Below are 20,868 nucleotides of genomic sequence, written 5' to 3'. Positions count from 1 at the left end.
TCTCGCATCAAGGAGATTGTCATGAAATACAAAGCAATTGCGGTGGCGGCAATGCTGTTGGCGACCGGGTCGGCCATGGCCTACCCGCACGGCGACAACGACCACGACCAGTTCAGCTTCTCGGCGATCGGCAATGAAACCAATGTGCTGAACAACGTCGCGATTTTCGGCCTGGTGGGCATCAAGGGATGCGTGTTCGCCAATAACACGGCGAATGCGGTCGTGCAAAACGACCAGCACGTCTGGGCGAGCGAAATTTCCATCAGCGCACCGTCCAAATGGCTGGGCAACTTCACCGATTCGACCACCAAGATCACCACCAATTACACCAACAACTCGGTGTCAGACACCGGTAGCGCGTACCTGGTGGGCGGCGTGACGACCACCCGTTACGACAACGACACCAGCTGGGTCAACAAGACGGCCAGCGGCCACCTGAACACCAGCCAGGGCGCTCAGGTCGGCGGCCAGTATTCGGCCGGGCAACAGTCCAGCGGTTCGGGTGGCTTCATTGCCGGCGGCGGCTATCAGGAAAGCAGCTATCAATTCGGTGCTCACGGTGGTGCGGGCGGACACTTCTGGACGCCCAGCGGTGGCGGTCACTACGGCTACGGCGGCAGCTACCATGCCTCGGGCGGCTCCGGCTCGATCTGGGGCGGCTATGCGTATGGCCAGCAGCAGCAATCGTCGGGCGGCTTCCAGGCGAGCGGCTACAAGAATACGCAAAGCAGCTTTGACGCCGGCTTCCACGCGACCGACAACCACGGCTATTCGGACGTCGAATCGGCGTCGATCGCTGCGGGCGCCATATGGGGCTTCTCCAACGACTATGTGGCCAACGACGTTTCCGTGTCCGGCACGACGATCATTCACACCACCACGTACGTGATGCCGACCATGGGTGCCGGCACTGGCAATGGCGCGCTGGCTGGCGCTTCGGGCAACGTCGGCTTGAACGAAGCTGCCGGTGTGGACAATGCGCAAGCCAACAACGCCGCCCTGTCGGCGATGAACGCGGGCCCGGTCTATGGGTCGGCGCAAACGTTCAGCACGCAGTCGTCGGACGGCGGCGGCACCATTTCCAATATGTACGTGAACGCAAGCGTGGGTGACGGCACGCTGGCCGGCGCGTCGGGCAACATCGGCGTCAACATTGCCTCGGGTATCGGTAACGTGCAGGCCAATAACCTGGCTGCTTCGGTCACCACTACCAAGGCTGGAGACGACACCGGCGGCGCGGTCACGGCCACCGCGCAAACCGACCAGAAGGCCTCGATGTACGGCTCCGGCGCGTATGTGCCGACTGCCTACCTGGGCAGCAATGCCTTGGCGGGTGCGACCGGCAATGTCGGCGTCAATATCGCCGCCGGCATCGGCAACGTGCAAAACAACAGCCTGGCCATTTCGTCGGTCAGTGTCATGAAGTAACGCTTCACGCAGCAGTGCCAAGGCTGGCCCGGTTGTCTCGGGCCAGCCATTATTGTCGAGAGGCCATGATGCACTACACCCGGTGGCTGAGATTCGGTTCGATGGTTGTGCTTGCCTGCCTGACGCTTGGCGCCAGGGCGCAATCGCAGGTCGATCTGGAGTCGGTCGCCGGTATCCCCGCATTCAAGACAATGCGCTCGATGAAGGACATGCGGTATCGAGACGTTGTCAGGCAGGAGTATGACTTCAGCTGCGGCTCCGCCGCGCTGTCGACGCTGCTCAAATACGGCTACGGGATCGACATTCCAGAAGCCGAAATGATCAAACGGATGATGGTGTATTCGACACCGGCCGTGGTCATCAAGAGCGGATTTTCGATGCTCGACATGAAGAAGTTCGTCGAGACGCTGGGCTTTCAAGGCCGCGGCTTTCGCGTCAATGTCCATGCGCTCTACGACTTGCGCATTCCAGTCATCGCGTTGATGGACATCAACGGCTATCAACATTTCGTACTGATCAAGGGTGCCCGGGACGGCCGCATTTTTCTGGCCGATCCGGCGCTGGGCAATCGGGTTGTCGAGGAAGCCGATTTCGCCAGGCAGTGGGATGGTCTCATCCTGGCCGTGGTCGGCAAGCCATTTCTGGAGGATTCCCCTTTATTGCAGGGTAATTATTCGCTCGCCTTGCGCCAACGCGCCGGCGCATTGGCGACAGGCACGCGGCCGACCCCAGAGGTCGACTTCGGGCTCATCAAATCGAATCTGTTCTGAGAGCGGTCATGAACCACTATGCACGATTGCTGGCCCTGCCACTGTGCATGGGCGCAATACCGGCATTGGCGCATGAAGTGCCGATGTCCTGGCAGCCGGTGAGTGATGACGTGTTGGCTCACGCCACTGGCAAATACATGAACCAAAACATGATTTCCGGTTTTCAACTGGATCTGATTTCGCAATGGCAAACACCGTCCGGCGCAAGTCTCTACGCCGCCGGGTCGGTCAATGTGCAGCAAGGCAGCAACGGATATACGGTCAACACGGGCAGCCAGACCGGCATCTTGCCCGGCAACAACACTAACTACGGCCCCGGCTTTGCGTCCGCGCACGGGGGCAACCTAATTCAAGTCAACGGGGTAGGTCAGGTCACCCAAGTCGCCGGCAATGGGAACGCCGTGCAAAACCAGACCGTGATCGACTTCTCGCCGACCCAGGGCGGCCTGGGGCTGCCCTCGGGCGGTACCAGCAGCACCTCGCTCGACGGGATGAACGCACAGGTGATGGTGGGTCAATCGGGCGTCAATGTTTCGCTGCAATCGCCGTTCGGCTCGGTCGTGCAGACCATCACGTCGGGCGGGGGCAGTCCGATGAATCGCATCATGCAGGTCATCCAGGTCGCGGGTAACAACCAGCAGGTGCTCAACAGCATGTTGCTGCATCTGAGAACCGATCCCGTGACGATGAATGCCTTGCGGCAGGTTGGCGTCAACCAGGCGCTGACCAATACGCTTGGCTTGCGAAGATAAATAAGGATACCGAAAAAGATGTAGACGATTTTCATGGCGATTCCGGAATGAGTTTCTGTGCGTCGCCACTTTAACCGGGGGATGTTATGAATAACAGGAACCGTTTTTTTCCCGTTGACGCAATCGCATGGGGGGTGTTGCTGTTCGCGCTATCGGCCCAGGCGCAAGAGCAAGCGCCGCCCTCGCTGGACGATCAGATCACGCAACTGTCGCGTGAAATCAACCAGCAGCAGCGGGAAATTCTTTCTTTGAAGAAGCGCCTCACGCAGCTCGAAATGTCCCGCAGAGGACGCGGCGTGACGGCCTGGGATGCCGCGCAGATCAACACGCCGAGCAGCGCTGCCGCCACTGGCGACACTGGCGGCGCGTCGGATGCCGCGAGCGCTCAGGACGGCGGCACCGCCGCGATCGGCCAGACCCAGCAACAGCAAAAGAATACGGCGGCCGCGTATCGCTCGCCCAGCGAGAACGCCGTCGTGCAGGAGCAGCACGCGCCGCTTTTCGATAAAAAGCTCACCATCGATGCCGGCGTGAGCTACGGCTACTACGATCGGCGGCAGCTGGCGCTGACCGGGTTTCTCGCACTCGATGCGATCTTCCTGGGCAACATCAACCTGTCCGAAACCAAGGCAAGCGTGTGGACGTTCGACGTCAACACCCGCTACGGCATTAACGATCGGTTGAGCGTGTCGCTGGATGTCCCCTACCTGTACCGCAGCAGCGATTTTATCTCTGCCGGCGCGGGCGGTGCGGCAACGGCGCTGAGCGACCAAAGCAAGAACGCCGGGTCGATCGGCGACGTCACCGCGTCGGTCTATTACCAGTTCGTCAAGGAGTCCGCCACCTGGCCTGACATCGTTGGCAGCCTGCGGGTCACGGCCCCGACCGGAACCTCGCCGTTCGGCATCAAATTCACCTCGCCGGCGGACAACAACAACCTGAATTTCCCGACTTCGCTGCCCACCGGCAATGGCGTTTGGGCCCTAACCGCCGGCATTTCCGTGTTGCGCACCTACGATCCGGTCATCCTGTTCGGCAGCCTGGCATACACCTACAACCTGCCGCGCTCGTTCTCCGACATCTCGCCGATCCCGAGCGTCGTCACGCCGGCCAAGGTCAAACTGGGCGATGTGCTGCAAGTCGGAGCCGGCATTGCACTGGCGCTCAACGACAGGACCGCGCTCAGCCTGTCCTATTCGGCCGCCATTTCACAGGCTACCAAGACACAGGCGCCGGGCGAGGGCTACGTGACGGTGCCCGGCAGTTCGAGCAATGCCGCCTCGCTCAATGTCGGCTTGAATTACGTCATCAACAAGCACTGGACCTTCAACGGCTACTTCGACGCGGGCATGTCGCCGGATGCGCCGAACTACGTGATCGGGATTCGCTTCCCGTACACGTTTTGAGGTTGGACATGCCAGCGCGTAAAGGCATCGCCGAGACAGCCGGCCGGGCTCGCAAGCCCGCACCGGCGCATGGCGCGGCCGCGCTCGTGCCGTTATCCGACGGGAGGCAATGTTTGGGTACGGCTGGTATTCAGCGCGCGGGCAGATTCGTCGGGCGCGACGGGAAATTGACCGGCAAAAGCATCGGACCGGTATGGCTGCCCACCGAGACGCGCAGGTTGTTGCCGCTTGCCACGGTAAGCGAGTTCGACTGGAAGTTGGCTGGCGAGGCGGCCTGGTCCTGGGGCTTCGGCGCCGGGGCAGGCGGCAGGATTTCGTCCCAAAGCTTGACCGAACTCATGGCGGCGTTTTGCGCCAGGAGTATGGTAGGACCATGCAATTGGGTTCCGTGGGCCGCAGCCAAGGCGACGTCGCTGATCGGCTCGGCGCCGACGCTCTTGAACAAAGCGATGGCGGCAACGGTTTGCTGTGCTTGGCAAGCATTCGCGCCAAGCAGGCAAAGCAAAGCCGTGCCGAGCGCTATACGCGCAGATGTGAAGGTCATGACAATGAATTGAACCGTTGGTCCCCGAACCCGGTACACGCTTTATTGTATGGCGAACCGGGGGAAAGGAAAGAGAAATAATTGGGGTCGGTGTCGATATGGCGGGCGTCGCGATAACGCGTCGCCGCGACTCCTGCGCGTGTGATTGGCGCACGAGCTAGGGTAAATCCGCTGACGATTATCTGGCGAATTCCTTGATAGAGTTGAAGGGCATTGGATTGGCCAAACACCGTTGCGCAAAATAAGTCGGATCAAACCGACGCGGCACGCGGGGCGAAAAACAAAAACCGGGGATTCCATGCGCGTTTTATTTGTTGGCGACAATCAGCAGATCGCTGATGCCATGCGTGAGGCTTTGGGGGCGCGGGAAGTGCCCGCGGAGCTGCACGTCGTACCGTCGTGCCCGGCCGCGGTGGCCTGGCTGGCCAGTTCCGAGTCTACCCAGTGCGTGGTCATCGAAGACAAAACGATGCTCGATGAACACGGGGAGCCCAGCACGACGCAAGCCCGTTTGCTCAAGCTCGCCCCAACGTTGGTGGCCACCGCCGAGCCGCGCTTCGACGACGTCCTGCGCTGGCTGCGCCTGGGCGCCGGCGGCTGCCTGGCCTATCCCGCCGAGCGCAGCGTGATACTTGGCGCGCTCTATCTCGTCTCGAGCGGCGAGTACTACCTCCCGCGCGACGTCGTTGCGCGCCTTTTGTCCGATCCCGCCGCCCCGGCGGCAGACAGACGCGGCACTGCGGCAAACGGCGACGACAGCGACGAGCTGGCGCGGCTGGGCATTTCCCGGCGACAGTACGAAATCCTGACGCTGCTCTCGCGCGGCTTTTCGATCAAGCATATCTGCCAGCATCTGCTGATCTCGGAAGGCACCGCCAAAACCCACATCAGCGCGCTGTATCGTCGACTCGGCGCGCGCAATCGTGGTGAAGCGATCTATATCGCCGCGCAACGCGGCGCCCGCCAATTGTTCGAAGACCGCTCGCATTGACCCCGTCGCGACCGGCTCGGCGTTGCTTCGGTGCAACATCGGGCGCGTTTAACGGGGGCGCTGGCACGGCTTGCCGTGTCGCCGGCGCGTCTTTCGACAGACTGTTCGTTCCCCTCTTGTGATCCGAGCGGCCCGCGCCGTGGCAGGACGCGAATCTGACACGCTTTTGCGGTAAAACACCGGCAACGCACGGAGCCCGGTGGCGGCGGCAATCGACGCTGGTGTGTTAGGCTTGGACGCCATTTTGCGCGACGCCGGCCGGCGCGGCGTCGCGCCGGCTTGATCGGCAACTCGGCCTCGCTAACGCGTTTGCCACCCGCTTTCCTAAGTTACAATCCAGACATGCAAATTCTGCTCAGCAACGACGACGGCTATCAGGCGCCCGGTCTGGCCGCGCTTTACGAGGCGCTTGCGCCGCTTGGCGACATCACCGTGGTGGCGCCCGAACAAAATTGCAGCGGCGCCTCGAACTCGCTGACCCTGCAGCGGCCGCTGTCTGTGTTCAGGGCCGCCAACGGATATCGCTTCATCAATGGCACGCCCACCGACTGCGTGCACATCGCCCTGACCGGGTTGCTCGAACACCGGCCGGACATCGTCGTATCGGGCATCAACAACGGCCAGAACATGGGCGAAGACACGCTTTACTCCGGCACGGTGGCGGCGGCCACCGAAGGATTCATGTTCGGCATCCCGTCCTTCGCATTCTCGCAGGTCAACAAGGGCTGGGACCACCTCGAGTCGGCCGCCCGCGTCGCTCGGGAAATCATCGAACGCTACCTCGAGCAGCCGCTGGCCTCGCCATTCCTGCTCAACGTCAACATTCCCAATTTGCCTTACGAGGCGATCAAGGGCGCGCGCTCGACGCGCCTGGGCAAACGCCATCAATCGCAGCCGGTGATCCGGCAGGAGAGCCCCCGTGGCGAACCAATCTACTGGATTGGCCCGGCCGGCGACGCGCGCGATGCGAGCGAAGGCACCGATTTCCATGCGGTCGCGCACGGCCATGTCTCCGTCACCCCGCTACAGCTCGATTTGACCCATACCGCGCAACTGCACGCAGTTCATGACTGGCTGGAGAACGCGGGAGTGGCCGCCAAATGAGCCAATTGCCGGCCAAGCGATTTCCCCTGCCGTTGTCCGAAGTGATCGACCGGTCCGGCAAGCGCGCCGCTTCGCCGGCGCGCCAGAGTCCGTCCGGCTCGCATCGCAAGCCAGGCATGGCGACAACCGCGCCGGCCAAGGCCAAGGCAGGCGGCGGCAAGCAAACCGTGCTCACGGAGGTCTCGCACGAATCGCTGGGCCTGACCTCCGAGCGTATCCGGCAGCGCCTGGCGCTGCGCCTGGCCGAGGGCGGCATCCGGGATCCGCGCGTGCTGGCGGCGATCGGCCATGTGCCGCGTCACCGGTTTGTCGACGCGGCGCTCGCCAATCAGGCGTATGAAGATGCCGCGCTGCCGATCGGGCACGCGCAGACGATTTCCAAGCCGTCGGTCGTGGCGCGCATGATTGAATTGCTGGCCGCGTCGGGCCGGCCGCTGAACAAGGTGCTCGAAATCGGCACCGGTTGCGGCTACCAGGCGGCGGTGCTGAGCCAGGTGGCGCGCGAAGTCTATTCGATCGAGCGAATTCGTCCGCTGCATGAGCGCGCCAAGGCGAACCTTCGCCCCTTGCGCGTGCCGAACATTCGGCTGCATTACGGCGACGGCCGGCTGGGCATGCCGCTGGTGGCGCCGTTCGACGGCATCGTCGTTGCCGCGGCGGGCCTGGAGATTCCCCAGGCGCTGCTCGAGCAGCTCGATATCGGCGCGCGCCTGGTGGCGCCGCTGGGTGGCGAACAACAAATATTGACCCTGATCGAACGAACTGGAGCGCATCAATGGCGCGAAACGCGGCTTGATCGGGTTTTCTTTGTCCCCTTAAAATCCGGGATCATCTGATGCCGAAGAAATTACGCGGAGGAAATGAGTGAACTCGCGATCGAGACTATATCAACGCCTCGCTGGCGCCGTACTGATCAGCACGCTGGCAGCATGCGCGACGCGCCAGGTCGGCGCGCCGGTGGTGCAGGCTCCGGGCACCGCGACAGGCAGCACGTCCGTGGCGCCCGGCACGCCGATCCCCAACAACGCACCGGTAGTGGAAAGCCTGCCGGTCGCCCCGGGCTATTACCGCGTCAAGCCGGGCGACACGCTATATCGCATCGCGCTGGATCACGGCCAGAACTATCGCGATATCGCCAGCTGGAACAATCTGTCCAATGCCGACCAAATTGAAGTCGGGCAGGTGTTGCGCGTGGTGCCGCCGCCGGGCCAGAGCGCCACGCCGATGTTGCCGCCGAGCGCATCGGCCCCGGTTGCCGCGTCCGGCAGCGGCGCGATGACGCCGCCCGCGGCCGCGCCCACACCCGCGCCGGCGCCGCTTAACCCGTCGGCCCCGGCGGCCGGAACGACCATCTCGCTGGTATGGCCGGCCCAGGGCAAGGTGGTGGGCACCTTCAACGACAGCACCAACAAAGGGGTGAACATCGTCGGCACGGCGGGCGAGCCTGTAGTGGCCGCCGCGGCGGGTAAGGTCGTCTATGCCGGCAATGGCTTGCGCGGCTATGGCAACCTGATCATCATCAAACATAACGGAACGTTCTTGACGGCATATGCTCACAACCGCACACTGTTGGTAAAGGAAGGCGATGTCGTCAGCCAGGGGCAAAAGATCGCCGAGATGGGCAATACCGACAGTTCTCAGGTGATGTTGCATTTCGAAGTGCGCCGCATGGGCAAGCCGGTGGATCCAATGAGCTATCTGCCGCCGAAGTGAGTCGATCAACCATGAGCAGGGTAGGATGCTGAAAAAGAAGCGTCATCTCTCGCATCACGGAGAAAACTCCGAGCTCGCCGCCGAAGAGGCCGGCGAGCAGCCGGAACGCCATGACGCGCCGGCCGACGACCCGTTCGTCGAAGGCGACGGCGAGTCCGGCGAGCCAGGCGAGGCGCGCGAACTCGACGCACCACAGGCCGCCGCCGCCGAACCCGACGACTTCACCACCATCCTGCAGGCCGAACTCACGGCCGACACCGTTCAGCACTACCTGAACCGCATCAGCATCAAGCCGCTGCTCACGCCCGCTGAAGAACTCCATTACGCGACGCTCGCGCAGGGCGGCGAGTTCGGCGCGCGGCAAGTCATGATCGAGCGCAACCTGCGTCTGGTGGTCAGCATCGCCAAGGGCTACCTGAACCGCGGCGTGCCGCTGCTCGACCTGATCGAAGAGGGCAATCTCGGCCTGATGCATGCCATCGAAAAATTCGATCCGGGCCGTGGCTTCCGGTTTTCGACCTACGCGACGTGGTGGATCCGGCAAAGCATCGAGCGCGCCATCATGAACCAGGCGCGCACCGTTCGCCTGCCGGTGCACGTGATCCGCGAACTCAATCAGGTGCTGCGCGCCAAGCGCCACCTGGAGAAAAGCGCGCCTTACGTCGATGGCGCCGAACGGCGCGATGCCAGCATCGATGACATTGCCGACCTGACCGGCAAGACGGCCGATGAAATCGTCGATATCCTCGCGCTCAACGAGCACGTCGCCTCGCTCGATGCGCCGCTCGAAATCGACCCCGGCAGCAGCCTGCTCGACCTGCTCTCTGACGACCACAGCCAGGCGCCGGAGCAGGAAGTGCAGCACCGCGAGCTCGAAGACCTGATGCGCCTGTGGCTCTCGCGTCTTTCCACCAAGCACCGCTACGTGATCGAGCGTCGCTTCGGGCTCAACCGGATCGAGCCGGCCACGCTCGAGGAACTGGCCGACGAAATGGGCCTCACGCGCGAGCGGGTCAGGCAAATCCAGCAGGAAGCCCTGGTCAAGCTCAAGCGTTATTTCGCCTCCAACGGCGTGCGCAAGGATTCCGTATTGTGATTCCCGTTCTGGTTTTCGACATCGAGACGATTCCCGACGTCGCGGGCCTGCGTCGCCTGCAGGACGCGCCGGCCACGATGTCCGACGCCGAGGTGGCCGAGCAGGCGTTTGCCGCCCGGCGCGAAAGAACCGGCGGCGACTTCCTGCCGCTGCACCTGCACAAGGTCGCGGCGATCTCCTGCGTCTTTCGCGATCGCGACGGCTTTCGCGTGCGTTCGCTGGGCACCCTCGAAGATAGCGAAGCATCGCTGATCCAGAGCTTCTACCGCGTGATCGAGAAATACTCGCCGCAACTGGTGTCCTGGAACGGCGGCGGTTTCGATCTGCCCGTAATGCATTACCGCGGCCTGATCAACTCGGTGGCCGCGCCGCGCTACTGGGACATGGGCGAGGACGACCGCGACTTCAAGTGGAACAACTACATCAGCCGCTACCATCATCGCCATCTCGACCTGATGGACCTGCTCGCGATGTACCAGGCGCGCGCCAATGCGCCGCTCGACGACCTGGCCAAGCTGTGCGGCTTTCCCGGCAAGCTCGGCATGGACGGCAGCAAGGTGTGGGAAGCTTATCAGCAGGGCCAACTGGCCGATATCCGCAATTACTGCGAAACCGATGTCGTCAATACCTACCTCGTGTACTGCCGGTTCCAGCTCATGCGCGGCGGGTTTTCGCCGGCCGAATACGAACAGGAAGTCCAACTGGTCAAAACCGCGCTCGCGGGCGAGAGCGCGGCGCACTGGCGCGAGTATCTGGCGGCTTTCGCGGCTTGAGCGCCGGCACCCAGACCGGCGGGCGAATGGTCTACAATCGCGGCTTCGCTGAAGAGAATCACCGCCGTGACAGACGCCAAATCCCCTAACGCAGCCTCGAGCCAGGTCGTCGACCTGGTTGCCGACACCCTTGAAATCGAATCGCTGGACATGGAGGCGCGCGGCGTCGGCCGCCTGCCGGGCGCCGACGACCGTCCGGGCAAGGTCATCTTCGTCGAGGGCGCGTTGCCGGGCGAGCGGGTGATCTACAAGAGCTATCGGCGCAAACCGAGCTTCGAGCAGGCTGAGCTGGTGCGCGTGCTGCGGCCGAGCATTCTGCGCGCGACGCCGCGCTGCCGGTTTTTCGGCACCTGCGGCGGCTGCTCGATGCAGCATCTCGAGCCGCGCGCGCAAGTGGCGATCAAGCAGCGCGTGCTCGAAGACAATCTGTGGCACCTGTCCAAGGTCAGGGCCGAGACCATGCTGCGCCCGATCCAGGGGCCGGACTGGGGTTACCGGTACCGGGCCCGTCTGACGGTACGTCATGTCGCCAAGAAGGGCGGCGTGCTGATCGGTTTTCACGAGCGCAAGAGCAGCTTCGTGGCGGACATGACCTCCTGCGAGATCCTGCCGCCGCACGTCTCCGATCTGCTCGTGCCGTTGCGCCACCTGGTCGAGTCACTGTCGATTCGCGATCGATTGCCGCAAATCGAGCTCGCGATCGGCGCCGACGTGACGGCCCTGGTGCTGCGCATCCTCGAGCCGCTCAGTGCGGCCGACGAGCCGCTGCTGCGCGAATTCGCCGATGCGCACGGCGTGCAGTTCTGGGTGCAGCCCAAGGGGCCCGAGACGGCCGTGCCGTTCTATCCGCTCGACCGGGAACTGGCATACGTGCTGCCCGAATATCAGATCCGCATGCCGTTTCGGCCCACCGACTTCACCCAGGTCAATCACCAGATCAATCGCGTGCTGGTGCATCGCGCCCTGAACTTGCTGGCTCCCGAGCCCGGCGAGCGCGTGCTGGATCTATTCTGCGGGATTGGCAACTTCACCTTGCCCCTGGCCCGCAAAGCCGGCGAAGTGCTCGGCATCGAAGGCAGTCAAACCTTGACGCAGCGCGCGCTGGACAACGCCAGGGCCAACGGTCTGGCCGACAAAACCGGCTTTGCCTGCCGCAACCTGTTCGACATCACCCCGGATGAACTCCGCGCCCTGGGTGCATTCGATCGCTATCTGGTCGACCCGCCGCGCGAAGGCGCGCTGGCCGTCGCCAAGGCGCTGGCCGTGCTGGCGCAGGACAACGCGCCGGGCTTGCCGCGCCGCATCGTATACGTCTCCTGCAATCCCGCCACGCTGGCGCGCGATGCGGGCCTGCTGGTGCACGAGGCTGGCTATCGCCTCACGCGTGCCGGCGTCGTCAATATGTTTCCGCATACCTCGCACGTCGAATCGATCGCCGTGTTCGAGCGGGGCTAACACGCATGCCAGCAGCCGGTCGCGGGCATCATCCTCGGCAATGCCCGCGACGCGTCAACCGTTTCATGCGCACCGCCGTTATATCGGCGACCCACCAACCGGCCTATTTGCCGATCTCAGGTAACTCATGATGCACAACACAAAGAAAATGGCGTTGACCTTGGCGATGGCTTGCGCGGCGCTATATGGCTGTACCGTCTATCAACCGGCGCCGCCGGCCCGCGTGGGACCCACCCCGTATCAGGTCAGTCTGCAGCGCAAGGCGCAGATCGAACATCGCATTGCCACGCAACATCACCGTATCGACGCAAGGGTGAGCCAGGGCTATATCGATCCCGGCTACGGTGGTGCGCTGCATCGACGTGTCGATGCCATTCAGCGTGAGCTCAATGATATGGCCTCGCAGCAAGGCGGCGGCATCACCGGCGACGAACAGCGCGTATTGAACGAACAGCTTGACGGGAACAGCCGCCGTATCGGCCGTTGAGCACGTCAGTCGCCAGCCAGCGCGACCAATTTGGATACCGTATTGATATTGCGTACGGTAATCTCGCCGGGCGGCAATGGCAGCTTGAGCCGCGAGCGGCCCATGCCGTTCGGATAATACGCATAAAGCTCGCGCTGCCCGAGTCGCACTTCCTCGCCGCCCGGCGCCGTGAAGCCGTCGAGCAGCGTGCGAGGCAGCAAGGCGTGGTGAAAGGCGACCGCCACCTGCGCGGGCGGCGCGTCCGGAAACGGATTGGCATCGAGCACCGCAGCCAGCGCCGGCGCGCTGCGCAGCGCCACGCCGACCGGCTTTCCCATCAGATCGGCCAGCGAATTCGCCAGCAGGCGTCGTAGCTCGCCCTCGTCGCCGGCGCTCTCGAACACGACATTGCCGCTCTGAATGTAAGTGCGCACCCGCTCGAAGCCGAGGCCGGCGCAATGGGCCGACAGCACTTTCATCGGCAGGATACCGGTGCCCCCGACATTGACGGCGCGCAGCAGTGCGATAAAAACGGTCACGATGAATTCTCCAGCGCTATGACAGCGATCGTTGCCGTGCGTGCGCCAGCCGGCGCAGTGCTTGCGGCGGTTGCCCGAACGCGCGGATAAAGCCCCGGCGCATGCGCTCCGGATCACCGAAACCGCTCGCGCAGGCAATCATCTCAAGCGGCTCGCGGCCGTCCTCGACACGGGGGCGGGCTGCTTCGGCGCGCATGCGCTCGACGGCCTTGGCCGGCGTCTGGCCGGTTTCGCTGACGAACGCGCGCGCGAATTGCCGCGGGCTCAAGCGTGCGACCTCGGCCAGACGCTCCACCGGCAACGGTTCGTGCAGATGCTCGCGCGCGAAATGCAGCACCGCGCGAATGCGGTCCGACGGCGGTTCGATATCGAGCAGTGCCGAGAATTGCGACTGGCCGCCCGGCCGGCGATGGTATACCACCATCTCGCGGGCGACCGCGCGCGAGACATCCAGCCCCAGATCTTCCTCGATCAGCGCGAGCGCAAGATCGATGCCCGCGCTCACGCCGGCCGAAGTCCACACCGACCCATCGCGAATAAAAATCCTGTCGGGCTCCACGCGCAGCAGCGGATAAGCTGCCTGCAGGCTCGCTGCATGCCGCCAATGCGTCGTCACGCGGCGGCCATCGAGCAGGCCGGCGGCGGCCATCAGAAACGCGCCGGTGCAGACGCTGGTGACGCGTCGCGAGCGTGCCGCCAGGCGCTGCGCGAGGCGTAGCGCCTCCGCTGTTTTGGCGTACGCGCGCACGCCGCTGCCGCCTGGCACCATCAGCGTATCGGGTCGCTTGCCCCGCGCGGGCGACGTGCCCACGCTCACGCCGGACGAGCTGGCCAGCGCGCCGCCGGCGGCTGAAACGACGTCGATGCGATACGAGCCCGGCACCAAATTGGAGGCGAATTGAAAGGCCGTGTGCGGCCCGCTCAGATCGAGCAGTTCAAAGCCGGGAAACAGCAGAAAGGCGATTGTGCGAGGCATGTCAGTATTCGTTGGAATAATGTCATTTCAGACATCATTGTGAATCGCTACACTGGCCAAGTCAAACCACCCCCTCTGGAGGAAGCTCTCATGGCCAACACCATTCACATCGTCTTTCCGCTGTACCGTGGCATGACCCATCTCGATTTCACCGGCCCGCATCAGTTCTTCGCCCGCACGCCCGGCATCGACGTCACCGTCGCCTCGGTGGGCGGCGCGCCGGTCAGTGCAGACGGCCTGGTTTTTTCCGATCTGGCCCGGCTCGAAGAGGTCGCGCGGTGTGACGTACTGTGCGTGCCGGGCGGCGCCGGCGTCACCGAGGCCATGCTGGACGACGTTTTCATGCGCCACGTGCGGCGGCTGGCGGACGGCGCGCGCTACATCACCTCGGTGTGCACCGGCTCGCTGATTCTTGGCGCGGCAGGGTTGCTGCAAGGCAGGCGCGCCGCCTGCCACTGGGCCTGGCGCGACATGCTGCCGTTGTTCGGCGCGATTGCCGACGACGGCCGGGTGGTGCGCGACGGCAACCTGATCACCGGCGGCGGCGTCACCGCGGGCATCGACTTCGCGCTCACCGTGGCCGCCGAGCTGACGGACCCGGTCACCGCCCAGAGCGTGCAATTGGGGCTCGAATACGCCCCGCACCCGCCATTCAATGCGGGGCGCCCCGATCTGGCCCCGCCCGAAGTAATGGAGGTGGTCGCCGCAAGCTACGCGCAAACCATGCCGCGACGCCGCGAAATCATCGAGCGGATCGCGCGGCATGGCGCCACGACGGTCAGCGCGTAAGAGCGCGATACCCGCCACTGGCCAGGCCGAAGCGGCTCCGCCGCGGGCTCGCCAGTGGTCGCCGGGTCTCGCGACCCGTGGTTTGCCCGATGGCGCTGCCTGGCGAGCCTTCAGCACGCCAAACGGGGCGCACAGCCCCCGACCCATTCCCTCTGACCGGTGTCGATGCGGGCGACCTTCGCCCCTCATGCGACACCTCGACATCCCTCATACCCGGCTCAACGTCGTTGAACGCAAGTCGCGGCGACCGCTGTCCAGCGAGTTCGAGACACTCCCCCGGTCGGCGCATTGACGTCTGCGCCCAACAATCGCTGCCCTTCTGGCGACCAGCCTCGTCCTCGCCGCGCGCCAAACCTGGTTCGGCGGTGAAATCATGGTAAACCCCTTTTTTAATTGAATTGCAATTATTGTCATTTCAATACAATTCATTTGTTCGTATGCTGTGTCATAGCAGTGTTCATTGGCATTCGAAAACGATGCGAAGGAATCAAGAAAATGACTGATGCCGGAAGCCTGATCGACGCACTGGCCGACCTGTTGGGCGCCGATGGCGTGTTGCGTGGCGAGGCCGAACTGGCCGGGTTCATCGAAGATTGGCGAGGCCGGTATCGCGGCGCGGCCGTTTGCGTTGCGCTGCCGTCGAGCACTGGGCAAGTCGCGGCAATCGTGCGTCTGTGCGCCGAGCATGGCGTCCCGGTACTGCCGCAAGGCGGCAACACCAGTTTGTGCGGCGGCGCGGTGCCCGCGGCCGATGGCGAGCCGCCGGTCATCGTCAATCTGTCGCGGATGCGTCGGATCCGCCGCATCGATGCGGCCAATAATTCAATGGAGGTCGAAGCGGGCTGCGTTCTGGCCACGGTGCAGCAAGCGGCGGCCGAAGTCGGTCGCCTGTACCCGATCAGTCTCGGCGCGGAAGGCTCGTGCCAGATCGGCGGCACCATCGCCACGAATGCCGGCGGCACGGGTGTGCTGCGCTATGGCAATACCCGCGAGAATGTGCTCGGCCTGGAAGTCGTGCTGCCCGACGGCAGCATATGGAACGGCTTGACCGCGCTGCGCAAGAACAATACGGGGTTCGATCTGAAGCATCTGTTCATCGGCGCCGAAGGCGCCATGGGCATCGTCACCGCCGCGGTGCTCAAACTGCACCCGCTGCCGACGCGTCATGCCGTTGCCTGGTTTGCGCCGAACGACCCGGCCGCCGCGGTGCGCATGCTCGGCATGTTCCAGACAGCATGCGGCGCGCAATTGTCGGCCTTCGAGATGATCGACGCCATGCAGCTCGAGCTGGTGATCGAACACGTGCCGAACCGCCGCAACCCATTGAGCGGCGCGCATCGCTGGCATGGCCTGGTCGAGTTGGCCGATACCGGCGGCGGGGAGGAATTGTCCCAGGTACTGCAGCACATACTGGAGGCCGCCACCGCCGAAGGCCTGCTCGAGGACGCGGTGATCGCCAGCAGCGAGGCCCAGCGCAGCACGCTGTGGGAAATTCGGCACAGCGTTTCCGAAGCGAACAAGAAGGCCGGTATCGGCTTGACCACCGATTGCGCTGTGCCGGTGTCGGCCGTGCCCGACTTTATCGAGCAGGCGAGCGGCGCGGTGCGTGCGATCGTCCCGGACCTGCCGGTGCTCGTGGTCGCGCACCTGGGCGACGGCAACGTGCATTTCATTCCATTCTTTTCCTTCGATCAGTGGCATCGCGTGCCCGACCAAGGCGCGCTGGCCGCGGCGATCCGGCGCGGCGTCAACGACATCGCCAGCGCGTTGGGCGGCACCTTCAGTGCCGAGCATGGTGTCGGGCAAACCGGGCTGAGCGAGATGGCGCGATACAAGTCGGCGGTCGAGCTGGAGATGATGCGAGCGGTCAAGCGCGCCTTCGATCCTCGGCATTTGTTCAATCCGGGTCGGCTACTTCCGTAGCGCTATCCGTATGCGGTGAAGCCGGTGCGCGAAGCGGCTGCCGACAGGCCAGCCGTCGCACCGGAGATGGTGGTTGTCATGGAAGTTTCACGTTCTTCTCACTTCAGCCTCAGGAGTCGCCATGCAAAAGAAATCCAGCCCTAAGAATCCGTCGCGCCGCAACGCCATCAAGGCCGCGGCAGCCGGCGCCGCCACCCTCGCATTCCCGGCGGTATGGACCAGCGCGCGCGCCGCGGCCAACAAGCGCATCGTCGTGCGCGATGACGGCGGCATCTACAGCAAGGCTTATGGTGCGGTGTTCTATCGTCCGTTCACGGAGAAGACCGGCATCGAAGTGGTTGGCGTGCAGGCCAACGCCGAGCCGACCGCGCAAATCCGCAGCATGGTCGAGACCGGCAGCTATACGTGGGACATGGCCAAGATCAGCCAGCCGGCAATTCTGTTGCTCACGCGCCCGGGCAAGGTTTACCTGGAAAAGCATGGATTGGAGTCCGATCCGACGATCGCCCAGATCCCTCACCAATACATGTCGCCCTATGGCGTGGGCACCAACGTCTACACGACCGTGCTGGCGTACCGTACCGACGCCTTCAAGGGCCGCAAGGCGCCGCAATCATGGGCCGACTTCTGGAACGTCAAGGAATTCGCCGGCCGCCGCGGCTTGCGCAAATATCCGTTCGACACCATCGAGGAGTCCCTGATGGCCGCCGGCGTGCCCACCTCGCAGGTGTACCCGTGCAACTTCGATCGGGCTTTCGCCAGCCTGGACAAAATCGCCAAGCACGTCGACGTGTGGTGGACCACCGGCGCCCAGGTCGAGCAGATGCTGGGCTCGGGCGAAGTCGACATGATCGGCACCTGGGTCTCGCGCGCGCAAGCGGCGATAGCCGCCGGCGCCCCGGTCGAGATCGTCTGGAACCAGAATATCTGGGGTTGCGACAACTGGTCGATTCTCAAAGGCACGCCGAACGCGCAAGCCTGCCGCGAGTTCATCAAGTTTGCCTCGGACCCGAAGCGGCAGGCGCAACTTGTCGAGTTCTTCCCGGCCGGGTTGACCCAGCCGGCCGCATTCAACTACGTCAAACCGGCCGTGGCCAGGAACTGCCCAACCTACCCGGCCAACATGAAAGACGGGCTGCACATCGATGCGCAATTCTGGCTCGACAATCAGAGCAAGGCGCTCGAGCGCTTCAACAGCTGGATCCTGACCTGATTCGACGTTTCATCATTGCCATTGAATGCCATGTCTTCAGCCAACCTGAAAATCTCGAAACTGTGCAAGCGCTATGGCGACTTCGTCGCCCTGGCGCCCACCGATCTCGACGTCGCCCAAGGCGAATTTCTCACGCTGCTCGGCCCCTCCGGCTCGGGCAAGACGACCTTGCTCAGCCTGATCGCCGGGCTGGCACAGCCGGATGGCGGGCAGGTGCTGATCAACGGTGTCGATGTCACCTACGGTGCGCCGTATGAACGCGACATCGGCATGGTATTCCAGAACTACGCGCTGTTCCCGCACATGAGCGTCGCGCAGAACATTGCCTTTCCGCTGCAAATGCGCAAGGCCGACAGTGCCACGGTGCGTGCCCGCGTGGCCGAGGCACTGGAGATGGTGCACCTGCCGCATGTCGCGCAGCGCTTGCCGCGCGAGCTCTCCGGCGGGCAGCAGCAGCGCATCGCACTGGCGCGCTGCCTGGTCTATCGGCCGTCGATCATTCTGATGGACGAACCGCTGGGCGCGCTCGACAAGAAGCTGCGCGACCACATGCAGCTGGAGATCAAGCGCATCCACCGCGAACTGGGCACCACCATCGTGTACGTGACCCATGACCAGGAAGAGGCGATGACGATGTCCGACCGCATCTGCCTGATGAACGGCGGCGCGATCGAACAACTGGGCACGCCCGCCGACCTGTATTTCCGGCCGCGTACCGTGTTCGTGGCCGATTTCCTCGGCGAATCGAATCTGCTCGACGCGGTTGTGACGCATCTGGACGGCAACGAAGTGGGCGTGAGCATCAACGGCCAGGCCGGCAGTGGACGGGCGACCGTCAACGGGCAGCCGCCGCGCATCGGACAGAAGGTCAAGCTGATGCTGCGCCCGCAGAATCTGCGCATCGATGCGGCTGAGCATGCCGACGGCCGGATCGCTTGCCAGCTGCGCGACATCATGGTGACCGGCAGCCTGACCAAGCTCTATCTCGTGGCCAACACCGACGCGAGCGCCTCGCTGGTGGCCTCGTATCCGACCTGCCAGTTGGGCCGGCAATATGAAGTTGGGCAAACGCTCGGCCTGTCATGGGCTGCGGCCGATGCCGTGGCGCTTGCGGAGTAACGCCATGCAGACATCCGCAGTCCTGGCGCGCGACCCGGCCAACCGGCCGCGCAAGCGCTCGTGGCGTCCTGTTCTCATGGGCGCGCCGCTGGTCGCTCTGCTGCTGGCCCTGCTGGTGTACCCGGTCGGCCAGTTATTGCTGCAAAGCGTACACCACGCCACCGGCTTCAATTTGGGCGAGTACCGCCGCCTGTTTGCCACGCCCGTCTATCTCGACGTGCTGGTGATCACGTTGAAGATCTCGTTGTGGACCACCTTTTTCTCGGTGCTCTGTGCCTACCCGGTCGCCTATCTGATTTCGTCGCTGCACGGCAAGCGCAAGAACGCGTTGCTGTTCTGGGTGCTGCTGTCGTTTTGGACCAGCTTTCTGGTGCGGACCTTCGCCTGGGTCGTGCTGCTCGGGCGCAATGGCGTGATCAACGATTTCCTGATGGCCGTCGGCGTCATCCATCAGCCGCTGAACCTGCTCTACAATTTCGGCGCGGTGATCCTCGGCATGGTGCATGCACTCATGCCGCTGGCGGTGCTGACCATGCTGTCGGTCATGGAGAACATCGACCGCAATTTGCCGCGCGCGGCCGCGACGCTCGGCGCACGCCCCGGCACGGCGTTCTGGAAAATCTACTTTCCGCTGTCGATGCCGGGCGTGGCCGCCGCGGCGCTGATGGTGTTCGTCACCGCGATCGGCTTTTTCATCACGCCGGCATTGCTGGGCGGGCGCCATCAGACGATGATCACGCAATTGATCATCGACCAGGTGCTGCAGGCCCTGAACTGGGGGTTCGCGGGCGCGATCTCGGTGTTGCTGCTGGTGGTCGTGCTGATCGTGTTTCTCGTCTACGACAAGCTGGTGGGGCTGTCCACCATGACCGGCGGCGAAGCCCGCGCCCGCCCGTCGTCGCTCGGCAACTGGCCTCGCCGGGTGGGCGACGCCGTGCTCGCCGTCCTGGCCGTGCTCACCGACCGGCTGGTCGACTGTCTGCCAAAGCGGCGCCGCGCCGGCGCGGCGGTGCCGGGGCAGTCGCGCTTCACCTGGGGCGTGGTGATCCTGCTGCTGCTGTTCCTGAGCGCGCCCACCTTTCTGATGATTCCGCTGTCGTTCGATGCCGCGTCCGGTCTTACCTGGCCACCGCACGGCTTCTCGCTGCAGTGGTATCACCAAATGCTGCGCTCGCCGCTATGGATGCAGTCGATCGCGCGCTCGTTCATCGTCGGCACCTGCACCGCGCTGCTGTCGATGCTTATCGGCACGCCTGCGGCGTTCCTGCTGGCGCGCGGCAAGCTGCGCGGCAAGTCGCTGATGCTGGCGTTTGTGATGGCGCCGATCGTCGTGCCGCGCATGATTCTCGCCGTCGGGTTGTTCTATTTCTACGCGCATATTGGTTTGGTCGGCACGTCGCTGGGGTTGGTGCTGGGTCATACCGTGGTTGCCGTGCCCTACGTGGTCATCACCATGATGGCGGTGTTGCGCAACTATGACGTTCGCCTCGACCAGGCCGCCCAGAGTCTGGGGGCCCGCCCGAGCGCCACGCTGCGCTTCGTGACGTTCCCGATTCTGGCGGCCGGCCTGATGTCGTCGTTCCTGTTCGCCTTCGCTACCTCGTTCGACGAACTGACCATCGCGCTGTTTTCCTCGGGCGGTTTGAGCACGACCCTGCCCAAGCAGTTCTGGGACACCATCACCATGGAGATCTCGCCGGTGATCGCCGCCGTCTCGACGTGCCTGTTCCTCTTTACCGCCAGCCTGATCTGGGTTGCGGCCAGGCTGCATCGCCGCAGCGTGGCACGCTGACCGTGCGGGCCGATTTTCG

At 63.9% G+C, this 20,868-nt stretch carries 20 protein-coding genes and 1 pseudogene; 18 read left to right on the top strand and 3 right to left on the bottom strand.

Annotation, left to right across the window (positions count from 1 at the left end):
* Positions 1-21: 21 nt before the first annotated feature.
* The 4 genes from EPN80_RS17875 to EPN80_RS17860 all read left to right on the top strand — a co-directional run bounded on the left by EPN80_RS17875 (position 22) and on the right by EPN80_RS17860 (position 4,356).
* Entirely contained in the window at positions 22-1,428 is a 1,407-nt protein-coding gene (locus tag EPN80_RS17875; RefSeq protein WP_293030434.1) for a hypothetical protein, read from the top strand.
* A 101-nt stretch (positions 1,429-1,529) separates the two neighbouring features.
* Positions 1,530-2,198, top strand: a complete 669-nt coding sequence (locus EPN80_RS17870) for a C39 family peptidase (RefSeq protein ID WP_293030519.1) — start codon at positions 1,530-1,532, stop codon at positions 2,196-2,198.
* An 8-nt stretch (positions 2,199-2,206) separates the two neighbouring features.
* Entirely contained in the window at positions 2,207-2,950 is a 744-nt protein-coding gene (locus tag EPN80_RS17865; RefSeq protein ID WP_293030431.1) for a peptidase C39, read from the top strand.
* 86 nt (positions 2,951-3,036) lie between these two features.
* Entirely contained in the window at positions 3,037-4,356 is a 1,320-nt protein-coding gene (locus EPN80_RS17860) for a hypothetical protein (RefSeq protein WP_293030428.1), read from the top strand.
* A 130-nt stretch (positions 4,357-4,486) separates the two neighbouring features.
* On the opposite strand, the gene EPN80_RS17855 is transcribed toward EPN80_RS17860, so the two are convergent.
* Entirely contained in the window at positions 4,487-4,696 is a 210-nt protein-coding gene (locus EPN80_RS17855; protein ID WP_293030425.1) for a hypothetical protein, read from the bottom strand.
* Between the two features lie 33 nt (positions 4,697-4,729).
* Between EPN80_RS17855 and EPN80_RS17850 the strand changes: the two genes are divergently transcribed.
* The 9 genes and pseudogenes from EPN80_RS17850 to EPN80_RS17810 all read left to right on the top strand — a co-directional run bounded on the left by EPN80_RS17850 (position 4,730) and on the right by EPN80_RS17810 (position 12,519).
* Positions 4,730-4,981: a hypothetical protein gene (locus EPN80_RS17850; protein WP_293030422.1), complete on the top strand. Its 252-nt coding sequence runs from the start codon at positions 4,730-4,732 to the stop codon at positions 4,979-4,981.
* Positions 4,982-5,198: 217 nt separating this feature from the next.
* A complete protein-coding gene (locus tag EPN80_RS17845) occupies positions 5,199-5,891 on the top strand; it encodes a response regulator transcription factor (RefSeq protein ID WP_293030419.1) in 693 nt (230 codons plus the stop codon).
* A 342-nt stretch (positions 5,892-6,233) separates the two neighbouring features.
* Positions 6,234-6,995, top strand: a complete 762-nt coding sequence (surE, locus tag EPN80_RS17840) for a 5'/3'-nucleotidase SurE (protein WP_293030416.1) — start codon at positions 6,234-6,236, stop codon at positions 6,993-6,995.
* Positions 6,992-7,831: a protein-L-isoaspartate(D-aspartate) O-methyltransferase gene (locus EPN80_RS17835; protein WP_293030414.1), complete on the top strand. Its 840-nt coding sequence runs from the start codon at positions 6,992-6,994 to the stop codon at positions 7,829-7,831. Before surE ends, EPN80_RS17835 begins: the two co-directional genes overlap by 4 nt.
* Before the next feature lie 28 nt (positions 7,832-7,859).
* A complete protein-coding gene (locus tag EPN80_RS17830) occupies positions 7,860-8,708 on the top strand; it encodes a peptidoglycan DD-metalloendopeptidase family protein (RefSeq protein WP_293030411.1) in 849 nt (282 codons plus the stop codon).
* A gap of 199 nt (positions 8,709-8,907) precedes the next feature.
* Positions 8,908-9,804: pseudogene (gene rpoS / locus EPN80_RS17825) on the top strand (RNA polymerase sigma factor RpoS); the annotation flags it as partial.
* Positions 9,801-10,577, top strand: a complete 777-nt coding sequence (locus EPN80_RS17820) for a 3'-5' exonuclease (RefSeq protein WP_293030405.1) — start codon at positions 9,801-9,803, stop codon at positions 10,575-10,577. The pseudogene rpoS and the gene EPN80_RS17820, both read left to right, overlap by 4 nt.
* Positions 10,578-10,691: 114 nt before the next feature.
* Positions 10,692-12,032 (top strand): 23S rRNA (uracil(1939)-C(5))-methyltransferase RlmD, encoded by a 1,341-nt coding sequence (gene rlmD / locus EPN80_RS17815; protein ID WP_293030516.1) that lies wholly within the window; start codon positions 10,692-10,694, stop codon positions 12,030-12,032.
* A gap of 127 nt (positions 12,033-12,159) precedes the next feature.
* Complete coding sequence (locus EPN80_RS17810) at positions 12,160-12,519, top strand: hypothetical protein (RefSeq protein WP_293030402.1); 360 nt, start codon at positions 12,160-12,162, stop codon at positions 12,517-12,519.
* Positions 12,520-12,524: 5 nt separating this feature from the next.
* On the opposite strand, the gene EPN80_RS17805 is transcribed toward EPN80_RS17810, so the two are convergent.
* Both EPN80_RS17805 and EPN80_RS17800 read right to left on the bottom strand, forming a co-directional pair.
* Positions 12,525-13,037, bottom strand: a complete 513-nt coding sequence (locus tag EPN80_RS17805; protein WP_293030399.1) for a DUF1697 domain-containing protein — start codon at positions 13,035-13,037, stop codon at positions 12,525-12,527.
* A 16-nt stretch (positions 13,038-13,053) separates the two neighbouring features.
* On the bottom strand, positions 13,054-14,013 hold the full coding sequence (locus EPN80_RS17800; RefSeq protein ID WP_293030397.1) for a DJ-1/PfpI family protein: 960 nt from the start codon (positions 14,011-14,013) through the stop codon (positions 13,054-13,056).
* Positions 14,014-14,103: 90 nt separating this feature from the next.
* On the opposite strand from EPN80_RS17800, the gene EPN80_RS17795 reads away from it, so the two are divergent.
* From EPN80_RS17795 to EPN80_RS17775, 5 genes are all read left to right on the top strand, one after another.
* Positions 14,104-14,802 (top strand): DJ-1/PfpI family protein, encoded by a 699-nt coding sequence (locus tag EPN80_RS17795; RefSeq protein ID WP_293030394.1) that lies wholly within the window; start codon positions 14,104-14,106, stop codon positions 14,800-14,802.
* Between the two features lie 495 nt (positions 14,803-15,297).
* Positions 15,298-16,725 (top strand): FAD-binding oxidoreductase, encoded by a 1,428-nt coding sequence (locus tag EPN80_RS17790; protein ID WP_293030391.1) that lies wholly within the window; start codon positions 15,298-15,300, stop codon positions 16,723-16,725.
* A gap of 121 nt (positions 16,726-16,846) precedes the next feature.
* Positions 16,847-17,938 carry an ABC transporter substrate-binding protein gene (locus EPN80_RS17785; protein ID WP_293030389.1) on the top strand — a complete coding sequence of 364 codons (1,092 nt, stop codon included), beginning with the start codon at positions 16,847-16,849 and terminating at the stop codon, positions 17,936-17,938.
* A 30-nt stretch (positions 17,939-17,968) separates the two neighbouring features.
* Positions 17,969-19,057, top strand: a complete 1,089-nt coding sequence (locus EPN80_RS17780) for an ABC transporter ATP-binding protein (RefSeq protein ID WP_293030386.1) — start codon at positions 17,969-17,971, stop codon at positions 19,055-19,057.
* A gap of 4 nt (positions 19,058-19,061) precedes the next feature.
* Positions 19,062-20,849, top strand: a complete 1,788-nt coding sequence (locus EPN80_RS17775; protein WP_293030384.1) for an ABC transporter permease subunit — start codon at positions 19,062-19,064, stop codon at positions 20,847-20,849.
* The last annotated feature ends 19 nt before the right edge of the window (positions 20,850-20,868 follow it).

This window comes from Pandoraea sp., assembly GCF_004297875.1.
In the GTDB taxonomy this organism is placed as follows: Bacteria; Pseudomonadota; Gammaproteobacteria; order Burkholderiales; family Burkholderiaceae; genus Pandoraea.
The sequence above is the reverse complement of the archived record's forward strand: the minus strand, read 5'-3'. Positions and strand labels throughout refer to the sequence as shown.

Bases quoted from the DNA above. Each gene is read 5' to 3' on its own strand.
- EPN80_RS17875 (WP_293030434.1), top strand. From the start codon at position 22: ATGAAATACAAAGCAATTGCGGTGGCGGCAATGCTGTTGGCGACCGGG.
- EPN80_RS17870 (WP_293030519.1), top strand. From the start codon at position 1,530: ATGGTTGTGCTTGCCTGCCTGACGCTTGGCGCCAGGGCGCAATCGCAG.
- EPN80_RS17865 (WP_293030431.1), top strand. From the start codon at position 2,207: ATGAACCACTATGCACGATTGCTGGCCCTGCCACTGTGCATGGGCGCA.
- EPN80_RS17860 (WP_293030428.1), top strand. From the start codon at position 3,037: ATGAATAACAGGAACCGTTTTTTTCCCGTTGACGCAATCGCATGGGGG.
- EPN80_RS17855 (WP_293030425.1), bottom strand. From the start codon at position 4,696: ATGAGTTCGGTCAAGCTTTGGGACGAAATCCTGCCGCCTGCCCCGGCG.
- EPN80_RS17850 (WP_293030422.1), top strand. From the start codon at position 4,730: ATGCAATTGGGTTCCGTGGGCCGCAGCCAAGGCGACGTCGCTGATCGG.
- EPN80_RS17845 (WP_293030419.1), top strand. From the start codon at position 5,199: ATGCGCGTTTTATTTGTTGGCGACAATCAGCAGATCGCTGATGCCATG.
- surE (WP_293030416.1), top strand. From the start codon at position 6,234: ATGCAAATTCTGCTCAGCAACGACGACGGCTATCAGGCGCCCGGTCTG.
- EPN80_RS17835 (WP_293030414.1), top strand. From the start codon at position 6,992: ATGAGCCAATTGCCGGCCAAGCGATTTCCCCTGCCGTTGTCCGAAGTG.
- EPN80_RS17810 (WP_293030402.1), top strand. From the start codon at position 12,160: ATGATGCACAACACAAAGAAAATGGCGTTGACCTTGGCGATGGCTTGC.
- EPN80_RS17800 (WP_293030397.1), bottom strand. From the start codon at position 14,013: ATGCCTCGCACAATCGCCTTTCTGCTGTTTCCCGGCTTTGAACTGCTC.
- EPN80_RS17795 (WP_293030394.1), top strand. From the start codon at position 14,104: ATGGCCAACACCATTCACATCGTCTTTCCGCTGTACCGTGGCATGACC.
- EPN80_RS17790 (WP_293030391.1), top strand. From the start codon at position 15,298: ATGACTGATGCCGGAAGCCTGATCGACGCACTGGCCGACCTGTTGGGC.
- EPN80_RS17785 (WP_293030389.1), top strand. From the start codon at position 16,847: ATGCAAAAGAAATCCAGCCCTAAGAATCCGTCGCGCCGCAACGCCATC.
- EPN80_RS17780 (WP_293030386.1), top strand. From the start codon at position 17,969: ATGTCTTCAGCCAACCTGAAAATCTCGAAACTGTGCAAGCGCTATGGC.
- EPN80_RS17775 (WP_293030384.1), top strand. From the start codon at position 19,062: ATGCAGACATCCGCAGTCCTGGCGCGCGACCCGGCCAACCGGCCGCGC.